The sequence below is a fragment of the Caulobacter sp. NIBR2454 genome, from assembly GCF_027474405.1.
GTDB lineage: Bacteria > Pseudomonadota > Alphaproteobacteria > Caulobacterales > Caulobacteraceae > Caulobacter.
In genome coordinates, this window is record NZ_CP114872.1 from 20,669 (window position 1) to 35,091 (window position 14,423).

The 14,423-nt window shown below is 66.1% G+C and carries 11 protein-coding genes; 5 read left to right on the forward strand and 6 right to left on the reverse strand.

The window, feature by feature from the left end; translation table 11 throughout:
- The first annotated feature begins 238 nt into the window (after nucleotides 1–238).
- The 3 genes from mobQ to trbB are packed head-to-tail and all read left to right on the forward strand — an operon-like array spanning nucleotide 239 to nucleotide 4,713.
- A complete protein-coding gene (gene mobQ / locus O5K31_RS17890) occupies nucleotides 239–1,735 on the forward strand; it encodes a MobQ family relaxase (protein ID WP_269717171.1) in 1,497 nt (498 codons plus the stop codon).
- 7 nt (nucleotides 1,736–1,742) lie between these two features.
- Nucleotides 1,743–3,734 (forward strand): type IV secretory system conjugative DNA transfer family protein, encoded by a 1,992-nt coding sequence (locus O5K31_RS17895; RefSeq protein WP_269717172.1) that lies wholly within the window; start codon nucleotides 1,743–1,745, stop codon nucleotides 3,732–3,734.
- A gap of 25 nt (nucleotides 3,735–3,759) precedes the next feature.
- A complete protein-coding gene (trbB, locus tag O5K31_RS17900; protein ID WP_269717173.1) occupies nucleotides 3,760–4,713 on the forward strand; it encodes a P-type conjugative transfer ATPase TrbB in 954 nt (317 codons plus the stop codon).
- Between the two features lie 3 nt (nucleotides 4,714–4,716).
- Here the strand turns inward: trbB and O5K31_RS17905 are convergent, their stop codons facing one another.
- Both O5K31_RS17905 and O5K31_RS17910 read right to left on the reverse strand, forming a co-directional pair.
- Entirely contained in the window at nucleotides 4,717–5,970 is a 1,254-nt protein-coding gene (locus tag O5K31_RS17905; protein ID WP_269717174.1) for a type II toxin-antitoxin system HipA family toxin, read from the reverse strand.
- Complete coding sequence (locus O5K31_RS17910) at nucleotides 5,967–6,230, reverse strand: XRE family transcriptional regulator (RefSeq protein WP_269717175.1); 264 nt, start codon at nucleotides 6,228–6,230, stop codon at nucleotides 5,967–5,969. Before O5K31_RS17910 ends, O5K31_RS17905 begins: the two co-directional genes overlap by 4 nt.
- A 531-nt stretch (nucleotides 6,231–6,761) precedes the next feature.
- On the opposite strand from O5K31_RS17910, the gene O5K31_RS17915 reads away from it, so the two are divergent.
- Together O5K31_RS17915 and O5K31_RS17920 are read left to right on the forward strand one after the other, a co-directional pair.
- Nucleotides 6,762–8,888, forward strand: a complete 2,127-nt coding sequence (locus tag O5K31_RS17915) for an AAA family ATPase (RefSeq protein ID WP_269717176.1) — start codon at nucleotides 6,762–6,764, stop codon at nucleotides 8,886–8,888.
- Nucleotides 8,885–10,213 (forward strand): McrC family protein, encoded by a 1,329-nt coding sequence (locus O5K31_RS17920; RefSeq protein WP_269717177.1) that lies wholly within the window; start codon nucleotides 8,885–8,887, stop codon nucleotides 10,211–10,213. Before O5K31_RS17915 ends, O5K31_RS17920 begins: the two co-directional genes overlap by 4 nt.
- A 21-nt stretch (nucleotides 10,214–10,234) precedes the next feature.
- Here O5K31_RS17920 and O5K31_RS17925 read toward each other — a convergent pair whose 3' ends face one another.
- From O5K31_RS17925 to O5K31_RS17940, 4 genes are all read right to left on the reverse strand, one after another.
- Entirely contained in the window at nucleotides 10,235–11,182 is a 948-nt protein-coding gene (locus O5K31_RS17925; protein ID WP_269717178.1) for a nucleotidyl transferase AbiEii/AbiGii toxin family protein, read from the reverse strand.
- Nucleotides 11,172–11,768 (reverse strand): hypothetical protein, encoded by a 597-nt coding sequence (locus tag O5K31_RS17930; RefSeq protein WP_269717179.1) that lies wholly within the window; start codon nucleotides 11,766–11,768, stop codon nucleotides 11,172–11,174. Before O5K31_RS17930 ends, O5K31_RS17925 begins: the two co-directional genes overlap by 11 nt.
- A gap of 361 nt (nucleotides 11,769–12,129) precedes the next feature.
- Nucleotides 12,130–12,960, reverse strand: a complete 831-nt coding sequence (locus tag O5K31_RS17935) for a hypothetical protein (RefSeq protein WP_269717180.1) — start codon at nucleotides 12,958–12,960, stop codon at nucleotides 12,130–12,132.
- On the reverse strand, nucleotides 12,935–14,410 hold the full coding sequence (locus O5K31_RS17940) for a DUF6035 family protein (RefSeq protein WP_269717181.1): 1,476 nt from the start codon (nucleotides 14,408–14,410) through the stop codon (nucleotides 12,935–12,937). The genes O5K31_RS17935 and O5K31_RS17940 overlap by 26 nt, the downstream gene beginning before the upstream one ends.
- Between the last annotated feature and the right edge of the window lie 13 nt (nucleotides 14,411–14,423).

Genomic DNA, 14,423 nt, shown 5'->3' on the forward strand with positions numbered 1-14,423 from the left:
TACGAAACGGCGTAATCCTGCCACTAAAGCGCAAATCGGTCTATGCCGGGGTTCATCGTAATTTGTCACAAGGGCGCAGTTACGGGTTGGATGTGCTGCGCCCACCAACCCTGCGGTCAGGCCTTGCCCGACACCCTCAAGGCTCTTCGTCTCCACGATCCGAAGAAACCCTTGAGCCAAGGGCGATGCCCTTAGCGATCCCGGCAGGGGCCGTAGCGACTAGGCTGGAGGAGCGCGCATGGCGCAGTACCGACTAGAGGTGCAGACGATCCAAAGGTCGGCCGGCCGGTCCGCCGTCGCGGCGGCCGCCTATCGCTCGGGCGATCGCCTGATCGATGAGCGTCTGGCGATGGAGTTCGACTTCGGCGCCAAGGGCGACATCGAGTTCGCGGCCATCATGGCGCCGACCGACGCCCCGGCCGCTTTCGGAGATCGTGAGACGCTATGGAACGCGGCCGAGGCGGCCGAGTATCGCAAGGACGCCGTGCCCGCGAGGGAGCTGTTGGTCTCGCTGCCGCACGAGCTGGATTTCGTCCAGCGGCGGGCCTTGGTGGAGGCGTTCGTCGCCGAGCAGCTGGTGGCGCGCGGGATGGTCGCCGACGTGGCGATGCACCGGCCTGGTCAGGCCGGCGACGAGCGCAATTTCCACGCCCATATCCTGGTGACGACCCGGTCGGTGACGCCGGCCGGATTTGGCAAAAAGCCGGCCGAGTGGTGGAGCCCGAAGGCGGTCCGCGAATGGCGGTCGGCGTGGGCGGAAATCCAGAACGAACATCTGCGTCGGCATCTTGGTCCGGACGCGCCGCAGGTCTCGCATTTATCCCTGGCCGAGCAGGGTTCGGACCGGGAGCCCGGAGTGCATTTGGGGCCGACGGCGAGCGCTCTGGAGCGCAAGGACATCGCCTCAGAGCGTGGACAGCAGAACCGCGACACCAACGCCCACAACGCCAAACGAAAAGAGCTGCGGACGGACTTTCAGGCGACGGCGGATCGGCTGGTGCGCGAGGCGCCGGTGATCGCCGTGCCGGTGGCGAAACTGACGACGGAGGCCGAGCAGATGCGCGCCCGGATGATCGCGGAACGAGATCGTTGGGCGGCCGAAAGGTCGGCGCTTGTCTTGCCGAAAATCGACAGCGTGCGGGGGGTGGAGCGCGAGCTCTTGCAGTCCGCCCGCGCGACGCTGGCGGCGACCAAACTTCGGCTGCGTCAGGTCGAGCAGCGGGTGGCCAGCGTGCGCCAGAGGCGGCTCGCCCTCGTGCAGTGGATCCGCAATCCGGCGCGGATGATCTGGGCCAAGCACGCAGAGCTTAACGCCATCGCCCGGGCGCGCGCGGCGGCGCGGCGGGCGCAGATCGATGTGCAGGTGCGAGCCGCCTGGATCGCCTCGCCGGACGGTCAGGCCTATGTCGCGGGGCGACGCGGACCGCAGCTGGAGCGGGCGGGCGATGTGGCGCGTGAGCGGCGCACGCTCGAGCGCAAGATCAAGCGGATCGACAAGCGGATCGAGGGCGCCACGCGGGCCTACAATGACCTGCGGGTCGCCCAGGCGCTCGGACAGAAGGAGCTGCAGGTTCCGTCACGTTTGCCCGACGAAACCCGGTTCATCCGCGAGGTCGGCGGGCCCGCCCGGGCCGCCCTGATGCGCTATCCGGCGCAGGCTCGGGCGCTGGCCGTCGAGCGCGTCAATCGCGCCATGGGCCAGACCATCGGCCGCGGCATCCTTCCAGGTCGATGAGGTTCCAATGACGACCTCCCAGCGTCTCCTCCTCGTCTTGCCGATCGCGGTCTTGGCGATCCTGCTCGGCCTCGGTTGGGCCACCCAACAGGCGGCGCACGGTCTGCACTACGCGGCCGCCTTGGGGGCGGGCTGGGCGGACCTCGGCCCGGTCCGGCTCTATCGGCCTTGGGCCTTCGCCGAATGGTATCTGGCGTTGCAGCCGCGCTACCCGCGGCTGTTCGATGGCGCCGGGCTGGCGGGTCTCGCGGTGGCGATGGCGCCGATCCTTTTCACGGCGCTCGCGACCCGCGGCTCGGGGCGCGCGCCCAAGGCATTCGGCCGTGACGCCTGGGCGGACCTGGCGGACGTCGCGCGCGCCAAACTGTTCGGCCAAGGCGGTCAGATCCGGGGCCGGGTGCTCGGCCGATTCAAGGGCCGCTATCTGACCTACGGCGGCCCGGAGCACGCGATCATCGTCGGCGCCTCGCGCAGCGGTAAGGGCGCCGGCCATGTGGTGCCGACCCTGGTGGCCTGGCCGGAGAGCGCCTTCGTCTACGACCGCAAGGGCGAGCTTTGGCACATCACGGCCGATCATCGGAAGACGTTCAGCCACGTCTTCTACTTCGCCCCGACCGATCCCAACACGGTGCGCTGGAATCCGCTGTTCGAGGTCCGCAAGGGTCCGATGGAAATCGCCGACATCCAGAATGTGGTCGGCATTCTGGTCGACCCGCTCGGGCGCAAGGCCGGCGACCTGAACTTCTGGGACCAGAGCGCCACCGACTTCTTCACGGGGGTGATCCTACATGTGCTCTACAGCGAGCCTGACGAGCGCAAGAACCTCGCGCAGGTCCGCCGGCTGTTGATCGACATCGAGCCGACACTACACGCCATGCTGCACACCCAGCATCGCCATCGGCCCGACTATCACGCGGACGATGGCCTGGCGCGCGACGCGGACGGGGCGCCCATCCCCGAGACCCATCCCGAGGTGCGGCTGGGTGCCACAGCGCTCGCCAGCATGGACGAGCGGGTCAAATCCAATGTGCTGGCGACCTGCCGGGCCTCGCTGTCGCTATGGGCCGATCCCCTGGTCGAATACGCCACCAGCTGGTCGGATTTCTCGATCGGCGACTTGGTGTGCGCCGAGGCGCCGGTGACCTTCTACCTGATCACACCGCAGGCCCATGCCGACCGCCTGGCCTTCCTGGTGCGGGTGTTCATCCGCCAGAGCGTGAACAGCCTGATGGAGCACGAACACTATGACAGCCGGCGGCGCCGCAAGCGGCATCGACTGCTGCTGTTGCTCGACGAGTTTCCCAAGCTCGGCAGTCTGCCGTTCCTGGAGAACGCCATGGGGGAGATGGCAGGCTACGGGATCACCGCCCACCTGGTCTGCCAGAGCTTCAACGACGTGTTCTCCAAGTACGGCGACAAAACGCCGTTATTCGACAACATGCACATCACCGCGACCTTCGCGACGTCGGAGCCCACAAGCATCGAGAAGGTCACGCGCCGCGCCGGCAAGGCGCTGGAGATGCGGGAGAGTTACAGCGACCCGCGCAGCCTGTTCGGGCGGGCGCATCGGTCGACGTCGCAGTCAGAGCAGCAGCGCTACATCCTGTCGGAGGAGGACGTGCGCGGCCTGGATGACCGCAAGCAGTTCCTGTTCGTGAACAACACCAAGCCGATCCTGGCCGACAAGATCCGCTACTACGAAGAGCCGTTCTTCAAGGCGCGCACCGGGGCCTATTTCCACGGTGTGCCGGCGGCCTATGAGCAGCGGCCGGGCGCGGCCGATTTGCCCGGACCCGCCAGCATCGACTGGCGTGGCGTTAGGGCCGTCTGCGCCCCGCCAGAAGCCTTTGCCGGCGTCCGGGTCCCCAAGCCGCGCTACAGCGGCGCTGAGGGCCCTCCAGAGGCCGCTGACGTCCCAGAGGCGGTGTTGGCGTCCGACTACCTCACCTTGGCCCCTGTGGCGGCGCTGAGAGCCGATGACGACGACGGCAGCCTATGACCCTTCCTTGTTCCGCGAGCGCCCCATGACCGAACGCCATCCTGTTGTTCTCGACCGCAAGGTCGCCGCGTTGCGCCAGGCCATGGGACCGGTGATCGCCGCCGCCCTCGCCGACTGCATGGTGGTCGAGGTGATGGTCAATCCCGACGGCAAGATCTGGATCGACCGGATCGGGGAGGGGCGCTCGTGGACAGGAGAGCTACTGGCGGCGGCGGACGCCGACCGGATCCTGCGCCTCCTGGCCGATCACGCCGGGGAGGTGGTGACCCGCGACCGGCCGCGGGTCAGCGCGACCCTGCCGGAGACCGGCGAGCGTTTCCAGGGCGCCTTCATGCCGGTCGTGGCGCGGCCGGCTTTCGCGATCCGCAAGCGGCCCGAGGTGGTGTTCACCCTCACCGACTATGTCGAGGGCGGCATGATGAGCGCGAGCCAGGCCGAGACGATCCGGGCCGCGGCCGAGGCGCGCCAAAACCTGCTCATCGTGGGCGGCACCGGGTCGGGCAAGACGACCTTGGCCAACGCCATCCTGGCCGAGCCGGCCTTTGCCGGCGACCGAGTGGTCCTGATCGAAGACACCGCCGAGCTGCAGTGCTCGGCCGCCGACCAGATTCAGATGCTGACCAAGCGCACGGAACCGGCGGTGACCATGACCGACCTGGTGCGCGACACGCTGCGGCTTCGGCCCGACCGCATCGTCATCGGCGAGGTGCGCGACGGCTCGGCGCTGGATCTTTTGAAGGCGTGGAATACCGGTCACCCGGGCGGTTTGGCGACTTTGCACGCCAACAGCGCGGCGGAAGGCCTCAACCGCTTGGAAGACCTAATCGGTGAGGTGACGCAGCGGATTCCGCACCGGGCTATCGGTCAGGCGATCGACCTTGTGATCCACATTGCGCGCACGCCCGGCGGCCGCCGGGTGTCGGAGCTGATGCGGGTGACAGGGTGGGGTGAGGGCGGCTACGTCGTCCAGGCCGCCTAGAGTTCAGGTCGAGAAGGCCGCCTCGACCGCCTGGTGGGCGGCCAGGATTTCAGCGCGAGAGGCCCGGGTCACGCCGGCGTATTCGGCAAAGCGCGGCCAATCGGCCACGGCGGCGCGAACCTCTTCGATGATGGCGTCGATCAGGCGGTCGGAGAGGCTGTGGCGACGACCCAGGGCGCGAACCTGCGCGCGGGTGGGGTTGCGGCCTTCGCCCTCGACGTCGAGGTAGTGCTCGCCGCCAGGGCCTGCTGAATAGGTCAAGTCATAGGCCGGGGCGAGCCGCCATTGGCCTTGCGCATCCATCAGGTAGCTGTGCTGCCGGGTATGGTCGTCCCGGTTGCTCGCCAGCACGTTGAAGACCATGCGCCGGAACGCGGCCTGCAGATCCTCGGCGTGCCGGGTGATGGCGACGGTGGCGCGCAGGAAGAGGTCGTAGCTTGCGGGCGTGCGCCAGGGCGCTTCGACGGCGCCGCTCAGCGAGACCACGTGCAGTCGCTGGCCGGGACGCGGCCGGTCGAACCGGCGGGTCGCGAAATAGCCGGGGCCGGCTTTGGACGGGAGCAGCCGGTAGGGCGCCATGTCGAGGCCGGCGGTTAGGGCCATGGCGGCATAGGCGGCCTCGATCGGCCCAATGTCGGGCGGGTCGCCGGGGGCGGCGAATTTGACGATCCAGGCCTCGTGGCCCGCGGCGGTCTCGCCCTCCGTGATCGAAATCCGTCCCTCGGCATCGAAGCCGACGTGGACCTTGGGCCGCGCGCCGCCCGAGCCGCCGGCCAGGGCTGCCAAGGTGTCGGCAAGCTCGCCTTCGTGACCGGTCAGGATCGCGGTGGACTCTGCGGCCAGGGCGTCGAGGTCGAGGCTCGCCACCTCGGGTGGCGGCGCGGTCGCAGGCCGATAGGTCAGGGCGCCGCGGCCGTGGTCGCCGACGAGCGCCAGGCGGTCGAGCGGGCTCAAGGTCTCGATGCTGACGCCGAGCTTGCTCAGGCGTCGCCGCATGACGAGGTAGCCCCAGCCCTCGGGCAAGCTGTCGGCGAGAAAGCCGTGCAAGCCCTCGAAGTCGCGTCCGCGTGCGGGGTGCAGGCCGGGTTCCGGCGGGTAGAGCAGGGCCGAAACCGGCACAGGCGCCGCGATGAGTTCCGGAGACCATTCCAGTTGCGCCAGGCCGCCGGCCATGGCCAGGCGGCCGACGGGCAGGGCGGCCTGGTCGTCGTCAAATGCCAGACTGGCGGCCAGCGGGGTTCCCGGCGCAAGTTTCATGGCGTCGGCGGCCTGGTCGAGCGTGAGCGGGGCGCCCGTACCCGCCGCGTTGGGACGCGCGCGGCCTGCTGCGCCAGGAGAGCGTCGAGGCTGCTGGCCGCGGGCAGGGGAAAGAGCGCGCCCAGCGCCTCCTCGCAGCGTAGGGCGACGGCGGCCTTCACCATATCCTCCAGCGAAGCCTGTCCCTCGGTCTCAAGCCGCCGCCACGTCCGGTAGGCGACGCCGGCGCGCTGGGCGGCTTCGAGCTGAGGCCAACCCAAGGCGACGCGGCGCGCTTTGATGCGGCCGGCGAGCTCATGCAGTATCTCGGAGGGTGTCTGTAACACCGTCCTTATATGGCCAATTGATCGGGAAAATTCAAGATAATTGTCCAAAAAGTGACGGTCGCGGAAGGCTTCTTTTTGTCGAACTGGAGCGGAGAGCGGCTGTCGGGCGTGCTCGGTCCCGCCGCGTGCCGCGGCTCCTACGGGTCCGCCCCTACGGGCGCTTCGCGCCGCCAGCCGCTCGACGGCGCTTCCCGCCGCGCGCTTTGCGCGGGCTCCTTGCACCCTTCTCTTTTCGTTTAAGTATTACGTGCCTGCGCCCCGAGGCGAACAATCGAACATTGGTATTGTCGGGCGAGTGGGCCTTGTTAGTCTGCAACCTAATGTTGGGGTGAGGTTAGGTCCGTGAAGGCTGATGAGTTTAAGACCTGGCTTCAGGCTCGCCGTTGGCGTGGCCAACCCTTGACGGCAAAGGCCATCCAACACCGCCGAGGCCGGCTCAAGCGGGTCGAACGCTCTCTGGCCGCCATGGGTTTTCCTGACGCCGATGTTGACGAACTGATCGCGCGGGGAGAACTGCCCGCCCTGCTCGCCAAGTTGAGCAGTTATATCGGCTCTCGCGAGGGCGCGCCGCCGGTCAGTCTTGTCCCACAGGCGGAGAACCCTGATGGACAGCTTCGCAACCTGGTGGCGGTCACCCGTCTATACGGCAGGTTCGCCAACGGCGAAGATCCCAATGCCCACGATACCGAGGCCGATGACGTCGAAGACGATACGGCCGAAGTCGGCAGCGACGCTGACGATATCCGCGCTGCGGCGCTCAAGCTCTATATCGATCCGGCGCGTCTGAAGGGCGAGACTGAAGTCTCCATTCGCGCGGGAGATCTACATGACGCTCTAGGCTTACATCAGGCACATGCCAACGTCTGCCAAGCCCTTGGCGGCGCCAAATTTCAGCAGTTGGCCAAGGTGCTGCCCCCACGCGTCGAGGGGCCGGGCCAAAGCACAACGACGACCTACCATTTCAGCCTTCGACCGGGTTCGGCGCTGGCGACAGAAGGGGCCGCCGCGGTGACCAAGCCCACCAACCTTATTTTCTACGGACCGCCGGGCACGGGTAAGACCTACCGGACCGCGCTGGAGGCTGTGCGCCTGTGCGATGGCGATATGCCCGACGAACGCAGTGATCTGATGCGTCGCTACGGCGAACTCGAGCGGGAGGGCCGGATCGGCTTCGTCACGTTCCACCAAAGCTTCTCCTACGAGGACTTTGTCGAGGGGCTGCGCCCGGAGACCGCCGCATCCGAGATCAACGGCTCAGCCGGCTTCCGGCTGGAACCCCGCAACGGCGTCTTCCGCGAGATGGCCGCGCTGGCCGATCAGGCACGTCTGGCAGCCTCGGCGCCGCGGAAAGCCGGCGGCCTGGACCTGGCCGGCCGGCGGTTCTGGAAGATGGGGCTGGGCGCGATCGGGACCCAGGATCACATCTACGACGAGGCCATCGCGGGCAACTACGTCGTCTTGGGCTGGGGCGGAGACGTGGACTGGAGCGATGCGGCCTATGAAGACATCGGGGCGGTCCGGGCCAAGTGGGCAGAGGTCGCCCCGCCGGACAGTCAGCCGAGCAATGTCTCGCAGCTTCACCCGTTCCGCTCTGAGATGAAGAAGGGCGACATCATCATCGTCCCCTATGGCAACACCGCCTTCCGGGCGATCGGGGAGGTCACGGGCGATTACGCCTTCGTGGCCAACCCCGACGGTGAGTACAACCATCGCCGTCAGGTCAACTGGCTCCTCAAGCTCGAAAAGCCGCTGCCGCTCGACAGCATTGTGGAGGGGGCCTTCACGATGCGAACCCTCTATCCGATCAACGCGAGCCGCATCCGTATGGAAGCGGTGTCGCGCTTGATTGGCGGCCCAGGAGATGCCGAGACCGGCGCGCCGGGCGTGGCCCCAGCGTTCGTGCTGGTGATCGACGAGATCAATCGCGCCAACATCTCCAAGGTGTTTGGCGAGCTGATCACCCTGCTCGAGGCCGACAAGCGTCTCGGCATGGAAAACGAAATCCGGGTCAAGCTGCCCTATTCCGGGGAGATGTTCGGCGTGCCGGCGAACCTCCACCTGATCGGCACCATGAACACGGCCGACCGCTCGATCGCGCTTCTCGACACGGCGCTTCGCCGCCGGTTCACCTTCGAGGAGATCATGCCCGACCCCGATCTGCTGAGGGCAGCGGCCCGGCGCACGGGGGTGGATCTGGTCGCGGTGCTGAAGGCGGTGAATGAGCGGATCGAGTATCTGTTCGACCGCGAGCACCAAGTCGGCCACGCCTTCTTCATGGCCTGCCAGGATCGTCACGACGTCGATGCGGTCATGCGCGATCGCGTCATTCCGCTGCTGCAGGAGTATTTCTTCGAAGACTGGTCGCGGCTAGCGATGGTGCTGGGCGAGCGGGAGGGGGCCAAGGAGGGCGCCTTCCTCAATTGCGATCGCATCCCGCCGCCGCCGGGCTTCGACGGCGAGGATCGCTGGCGGTGGTCGGTGCGTCCGTCCTTCGCGCCAGACGCCTACCAACGTCTGCTCGGCCATGCGGCCGTGAGCACCCCCGCCAATGAGGAGGCTGCCGGCGCGGCCGAAACAGCGGCGGCCGAATGACCCATCTCTCGATCCTGGAATGGGATCGGGTCGCGGTCGGGGAGGGCCGTTTCTCCCGCCGCCAGGCCGATCAGCTGCTGGCCGCGGCGCGGTCGCACCCGCTTGGCGGCGCTGAGGGGACCAATATCCTGATCGATCATCACCGTTGGCTCAGAAGCCAACAGGTGGTCGGCATCGTCGCGGGTGAAGGCTGTAGCCTAGAGATTTTGCCGAAGATCGATCAGCTCGGCGACGCTGGGTCCTCGGAGGGCCGCGCCGGGCTGCGCCATCGTTTGGTGCAGATGTTGGACGTGGCCCTGGGCCTGGAGATCAATCTTGGCCGAGACGCCGCCATGGCGCGGCAGGATGAAACCCTGCTGGACATCCTGATCCGCGCCTTTGCCGACCAGCTGACCAATGAGGTGCGCCGCGGGCTACCGCGGCAGTATCTTCGTTGTGAGGAAGACCTGCCGACCCTGCGCGGCCGGCTCGATGTCACCCGGCAGTTCACGACGCTGGCGGTGCGGCCGGACCGGCTCGCCTGCCAGTTCGACATCTTGTCGCCGGACACGGCGCTGCTCCAGGTGATGAAGGCGTGCGTGGTGTTCCTTGCCAGACAGGCCCGCCGCGCCGAAACCGTGCGCAGGCTCGCCGAGCTTCGCGTCGCCCTGGCCGATGTCGCCGACGTACACCCGCATCATTTGGCCTGGGACAAGATCGCAATCGACCGGTCGAACCGCCGCTGGCGCTCGCTCCTGGCGCTGGCGCGGCTGTTCCTGCGCCGCGACTGGCAGGCGACCCATAGGGCCAACGATCTGCGCGACCTGGCCGACGTCACCTTGTTGTTTCCCATGAACGACCTCTTCGAGGCCTATGTCGCGGCGCTGCTGCGCAAGGCCCTGGCCCCGGAAGGCTATGAAGTCGTCTCGCAAGGTGGTCTGCGCTATTGCCTCAACGAGATAGCGCCCGACGGCACCTTGGGCCGACCGTTATTCCGCACCAAGCCCGACTGCATGGTGCGCCGGAACGGCCGTACCGTGTTGGTGATCGACACCAAGTGGAAGCGTTTGACCGCCGCCGGCAGTGACCCAAAGCGTGGCGTCTCCCAAGCTGATGTCTACCAGCTCATGGCCTATGCCCGGCTCTACGACTCGGCACGACTAATGCTCCTCTATCCCCATCATCCGGACCTTGAGGGGGAGGGCGCGCTCGCACGTCACCGCCTCAATGTCCCCGGCGCCGATGAACGGCTGACGATCGCCAGCATCGACGTCGCGGCGGACCGTCTGGCGACCATGGCGTCGCTCAAGGCCTTGGTCCTCGGCGAAGCGATGGTCCCGGCCTGATGGTGGCTGAAGGCTACTGACTTACAGCTTGGGTGCCCACATGGCGATTTCGGCCAGAATCTCGTCGAAGGCGGGATGGCCGCGGAAATAGAGCGCGCTCGAGGCAATGTAGGCGTTCTGCAGCGTGGCCCGGGTCGCTGGGTCGCTGAGTACGAAGGCCTCGTTCTCGGCGACGACCGGATTGTCGGCCTTCGGGAACCGCTTGGCCTTGTGGTCGAGATACCCTTGCGTGCCGACAAACGCCTGCACGGTCGGATCCTGGAGCAAGGAATAGACGTCGTAGTAGTGGCGCATGAAGTTGGGTGGGAACGCGCCGGTTTCCTGCTGCTGGCGGAACTTGGTGGAGATCGCCTGCAGCTTTTCGACCAGTGTATGGCCCGGATGGTAGCAGGCGACGCCCAGGGCGCGGTTGTCGATGATCTCAACCTGGCTGGCGGCGAAGTCATAGGCCCACGAGCTGATATCGCGGGCTTCGTTGGGCGCGACATCGTCGAAGCCGACCTCCAGCAGCACGCCGTCTTTCAGGCCTTCGACCGATCCATTGATGCTGGCATAGGTCAGGCGAATGCCGGCGCTGCGATATTGGCGAGGGTCATCAAACGCCGTGTCGCGCTCGACCGAGGTGATGCCGTCGATGACGATGGTCTGCGCCAGCCGATCATAGAAGTCCTTGCGGCCTTGGACGTGAGCCGCCTTGTCGTGGTTACGGCCGATCATCACCGGCGGATCGGCCGGCGGCTCGATGCGGATGTCGATGTCTTCCGAGAAACGACTGATCAGTCCGTAGCCCTTGGAGAGCGATGTGCCGCCCTTCAGCTCGAAGGTCAGGCCCAGCTGCTGCAGGCCGTAGAGGCTCTGCATGATCCAATAGTCCTTCTCGACCAAGGCGGGCGCAATGCCCTGCGCCTGAGCGACGATCCGGATCAGATCGGCAAACTGACGATGGTTGTGCAGGAAATCACGCGGCATCCTGGGTTCCAACCTCGGCCAGGGCGCGGGCGAAGAACTTCTTGGCCCGCTCGGAGCCGTAGGACTGGGCGGCCTTTTTCACGCGCGCCCGGTCACTGGCGGCCAGCCGCGCCTTGACGCGCTCGAGCACGTCTTCGGCGCTTTCGCCGAGCTGATCGAGGTTGTTGACCAGGTCGACCATCAGAAACTCAGCCGTGAGCTTCTTCGGGAAGGCGGGCTTCATCCGAAAGTCGTAGGTGCGGCCGCCGAGCGCGAATTTGCCGTGGCGCTTGTGGTTATAGACCACGGTCTTGTTGTGCAGCTGGGTCGTGCCGACCCCAAGCGCATTGTACGCATTAGGCGAGGCCAGCAGGAACGGGCCGCCCTTGAGGAAGGTCGACACTAAGGTGTCGTCCTCGGGCGGGGCCTTCCCGAACACCGTCTGTTTGGGCGCATAGTAGAGGCCGCCGGCCAGCTTGGTCAGCACGCCGGCCTGCACCGCCTCCTTGAGGTGACGATCGACCGCCGTCGACCATTGGGCCAGGTCCGCCCGGCGATAGGTCTGCCCCGAGCGGAGCTTGGCCTTGAACTGGTCGAACTTGCTCATGGCTCCAACTTAGGCCTCCGCAGTCAGTTTGCAAGGAATGTCATTAAAAATCCATGCAAAATGAGTGGTGTTGCGTGGATGCCACCTTGGCCGGGATGGCGGCTTCGGGTCTAATGGCTAGATGATCCAGTCCACGACTCGTCTTAGCCGCGGCGCCCGCCTTCGGCGTTCGCGCCCTGCGTGGATCTACGTCGTGCTGGCCCTTGGCGGGATCGCCTTGGGCGGCTTAGGCCTGCTGTTCAAGCAATAGCGCTGTTCAGGGGAAGGCCTTCCCCTGCGACCGCACCTTGCGTCTCCGTCGACCCCTTAAAGCGGGGGCGCGCCGCAACGCCCCAGAAGTACGCGATCAGGTGCTTAGCGGCTAGCCGCCGTGCGCCGCGCAGTAACCACCCTTAGCGCGAGCTTCGAGCCATTCTCCTAATTCCAGCCCGGTAAGGCTCTTGGCCATGTTCCGGCAATGCTCGCCAGTCGTCGTCGTCCCGCCGCAACGTACCGATCCCCAACCCTCTAACCAGGTCAGATAGTCCTCTCGACTGACGTTCAACGACGCGGCGATCCCAAGGTCGGGGTCCTGCAGATAGAGGCGGATGTGTTCGGGCAGGAGGTCGACTCGCTGCACTCCCCAAAGACAAAGGGCGTCGATCGTCTTGGGCTGATTGCGCTGTGCATGCAGCGTCAGAACTTCCCGGTCAAAAGCCGTCGGCGCTGAGTTGCGAACCGGACGCTCGATATAGATTGTTGGCGTTTCCGGGCGGCGACTGGCGCGGCAAGGCTCGCAGATCGGTTGGACGCCGCGCTTCAGCTTCGCGGTCAGCACCCGCTTCATCTCGTCACGGCTGTGGACATCGACGGGCATGCCACAGATCGTGCACGCGACCGCGCTTGCCTGGGTCCCTGAAAGTTTGAAGAAGGCCTGCTGGGCCCTGCCGGCGGTAAGGCCCGTGGCCATTTCCGCCAATGGCGCAACGGGTACCTCTGGCATGTTCCAGTAGATCCACACGGCAAGACGACGCGCGAGTTCGGGGTCCTCGATCTTCGGCACTGCGGGCACGAGGGCCGCTTTGCGTTCCTGGACAACAGCCTCTGCCGCGCGAAGGGCGGCGACCGCTTCCGACAACTCGACAACGGCCGTGTCCAGCGCCGCAAGGCCAGGATGATCTGGACGTTCAGCCAAGGTGATGGGCGAGACCATGGTGCTCCTCGAGTGATTGAATCGGGCTGGCAGGATCCCATGGCGGGGTGATCACAGTGGCTGCCGCGTTGGTTTTCGGCCGGGCCCAGGTCGGCAGGGCATCGAGCGTTTCAAGTTCGAACCGCAATAGGGGATCAAAAAGTTCAGGCAGCAGACTTTCGATCGCCGACCACGGCGCCTCGTAGTCGAGCACAAAGTTACCGTCGCCCAGCGCCAGGGCGCGTTCCAGATGCTTGCCCACGCTGCCGAGCAGGAGATCGTTTGTGCCTGCGCGTCGGAGGATCTCCTGCATGATGAGGGCGAAGGGCAGGAGATTCTCGCTCGGCAGCTTGCTGTTCAGAAGTGCCTGAACATTGTCCTGCCGCGACGCGTAGTTGCGGAACGTGCCGTTAGCGTGGCTCAAGGCCGAGAAGACGACCGCGATCAGGTTGGCGATCAACCACTGGCCTTGATAGGTCTCCGCTTCCCATTGGCGCAGGCTGGGAACCGAGCCACAGAGATGGTCATTCGCCGCCAGAAACGCTGGCCCGCGCAGGTCGGCGTAAGAGAAGTCCGAACTCCGACCCCTTAGAGCGGCCCGCCATGGCGCCCGTGCTGCCTCGCCTCGCGCGAGTAGACCGGGTGTAATCCGATCTTCGAGGTAGGGCGGGCCCCTTGTGGGGAAAGTCAGGTCGTCGAGAGTGACTAGTCGGCCGGCGTCAAAGCTTCCGTCCGGCCCGCGAAGGTAGCATTTCAAGACCAAGGTTCGACGGGACAACGACTCCGCCACGGCCTCGTCATCCAATAGGAACGCGTTTCCCCGATGGCGAAGCACCACGTCTCGGAAGGATTGAGGAAGGTCGTGGGCCCGCATGTCGAGGCCGTAAAGCACCCAGAGCAGTCCGACCCCCTCGCGCTCATAGTGCAGGCAGCGCGCGGACACCTCGGTCTGGAAGGTATTTGAAAGCTGGATTTCAACCGCGATCTTCGGGGCGTTCCGGCGCAGAATCAGAACGTCGGGATAGCGACCGCGCTCGTTGTCTGTGGGAGTCAGATATTTCGACACCTCGGCTGAGATGCACCGGTCATCGCGGGCCGCCAGCTCGGCGATTTGCTCGCACAGCATCCGATGAGCGGCGGACTCTTGCGCGCCGCCATATTGGAGCGCCCGAGCATCGTCAGGATGCAGGGTCTCCCCGGTGTGCCAAGGACAGGTCGCATCGCCGCCCTTGAAGTGAGCGAAGTAAGGCAAACGAAGGCCACGAAACGCGCGCGCCTGGATGAAAATGGCCCCCGAGCACATAAGACACCGGGCGATGTGCCTGGGCGGTTGGGCGCGGCGGGCGTCAGTGATCGCGGATCGCAGCAGGCCCCATTCGGTCTCTGGTAGTCCTAGCAGCCGTTCCGCTGAGATCGGGCCTATGCCCTCCAGCAGCGCGTGCTCAATGATGCGTTTGGGTTGCTTGCTCATGGGTCTTGGCTGG

Coding starts and splice junctions, on each gene's coding strand:
- O5K31_RS17940 (WP_269717181.1), bottom strand. CDS start 14,410: ATGAGCAAGCAACCCAAACGCATCATTGAGCACGCGCTGCTGGAGGGC.
- O5K31_RS17905 (WP_269717174.1), bottom strand. CDS start 5,970: ATGAAACTTGCGCCGGGAACCCCGCTGGCCGCCAGTCTGGCATTTGAC.
- mobQ (WP_269717171.1), top strand. CDS start 239: ATGGCGCAGTACCGACTAGAGGTGCAGACGATCCAAAGGTCGGCCGGC.
- O5K31_RS17925 (WP_269717178.1), bottom strand. CDS start 11,182: ATGCCGCGTGATTTCCTGCACAACCATCGTCAGTTTGCCGATCTGATC.
- O5K31_RS17935 (WP_269717180.1), bottom strand. CDS start 12,960: ATGGTCTCGCCCATCACCTTGGCTGAACGTCCAGATCATCCTGGCCTT.
- O5K31_RS17915 (WP_269717176.1), top strand. CDS start 6,762: ATGGGTTTTCCTGACGCCGATGTTGACGAACTGATCGCGCGGGGAGAA.
- O5K31_RS17895 (WP_269717172.1), top strand. CDS start 1,743: ATGACGACCTCCCAGCGTCTCCTCCTCGTCTTGCCGATCGCGGTCTTG.
- O5K31_RS17930 (WP_269717179.1), bottom strand. CDS start 11,768: ATGAGCAAGTTCGACCAGTTCAAGGCCAAGCTCCGCTCGGGGCAGACC.
- O5K31_RS17920 (WP_269717177.1), top strand. CDS start 8,885: ATGACCCATCTCTCGATCCTGGAATGGGATCGGGTCGCGGTCGGGGAG.
- trbB (WP_269717173.1), top strand. CDS start 3,760: ATGACCGAACGCCATCCTGTTGTTCTCGACCGCAAGGTCGCCGCGTTG.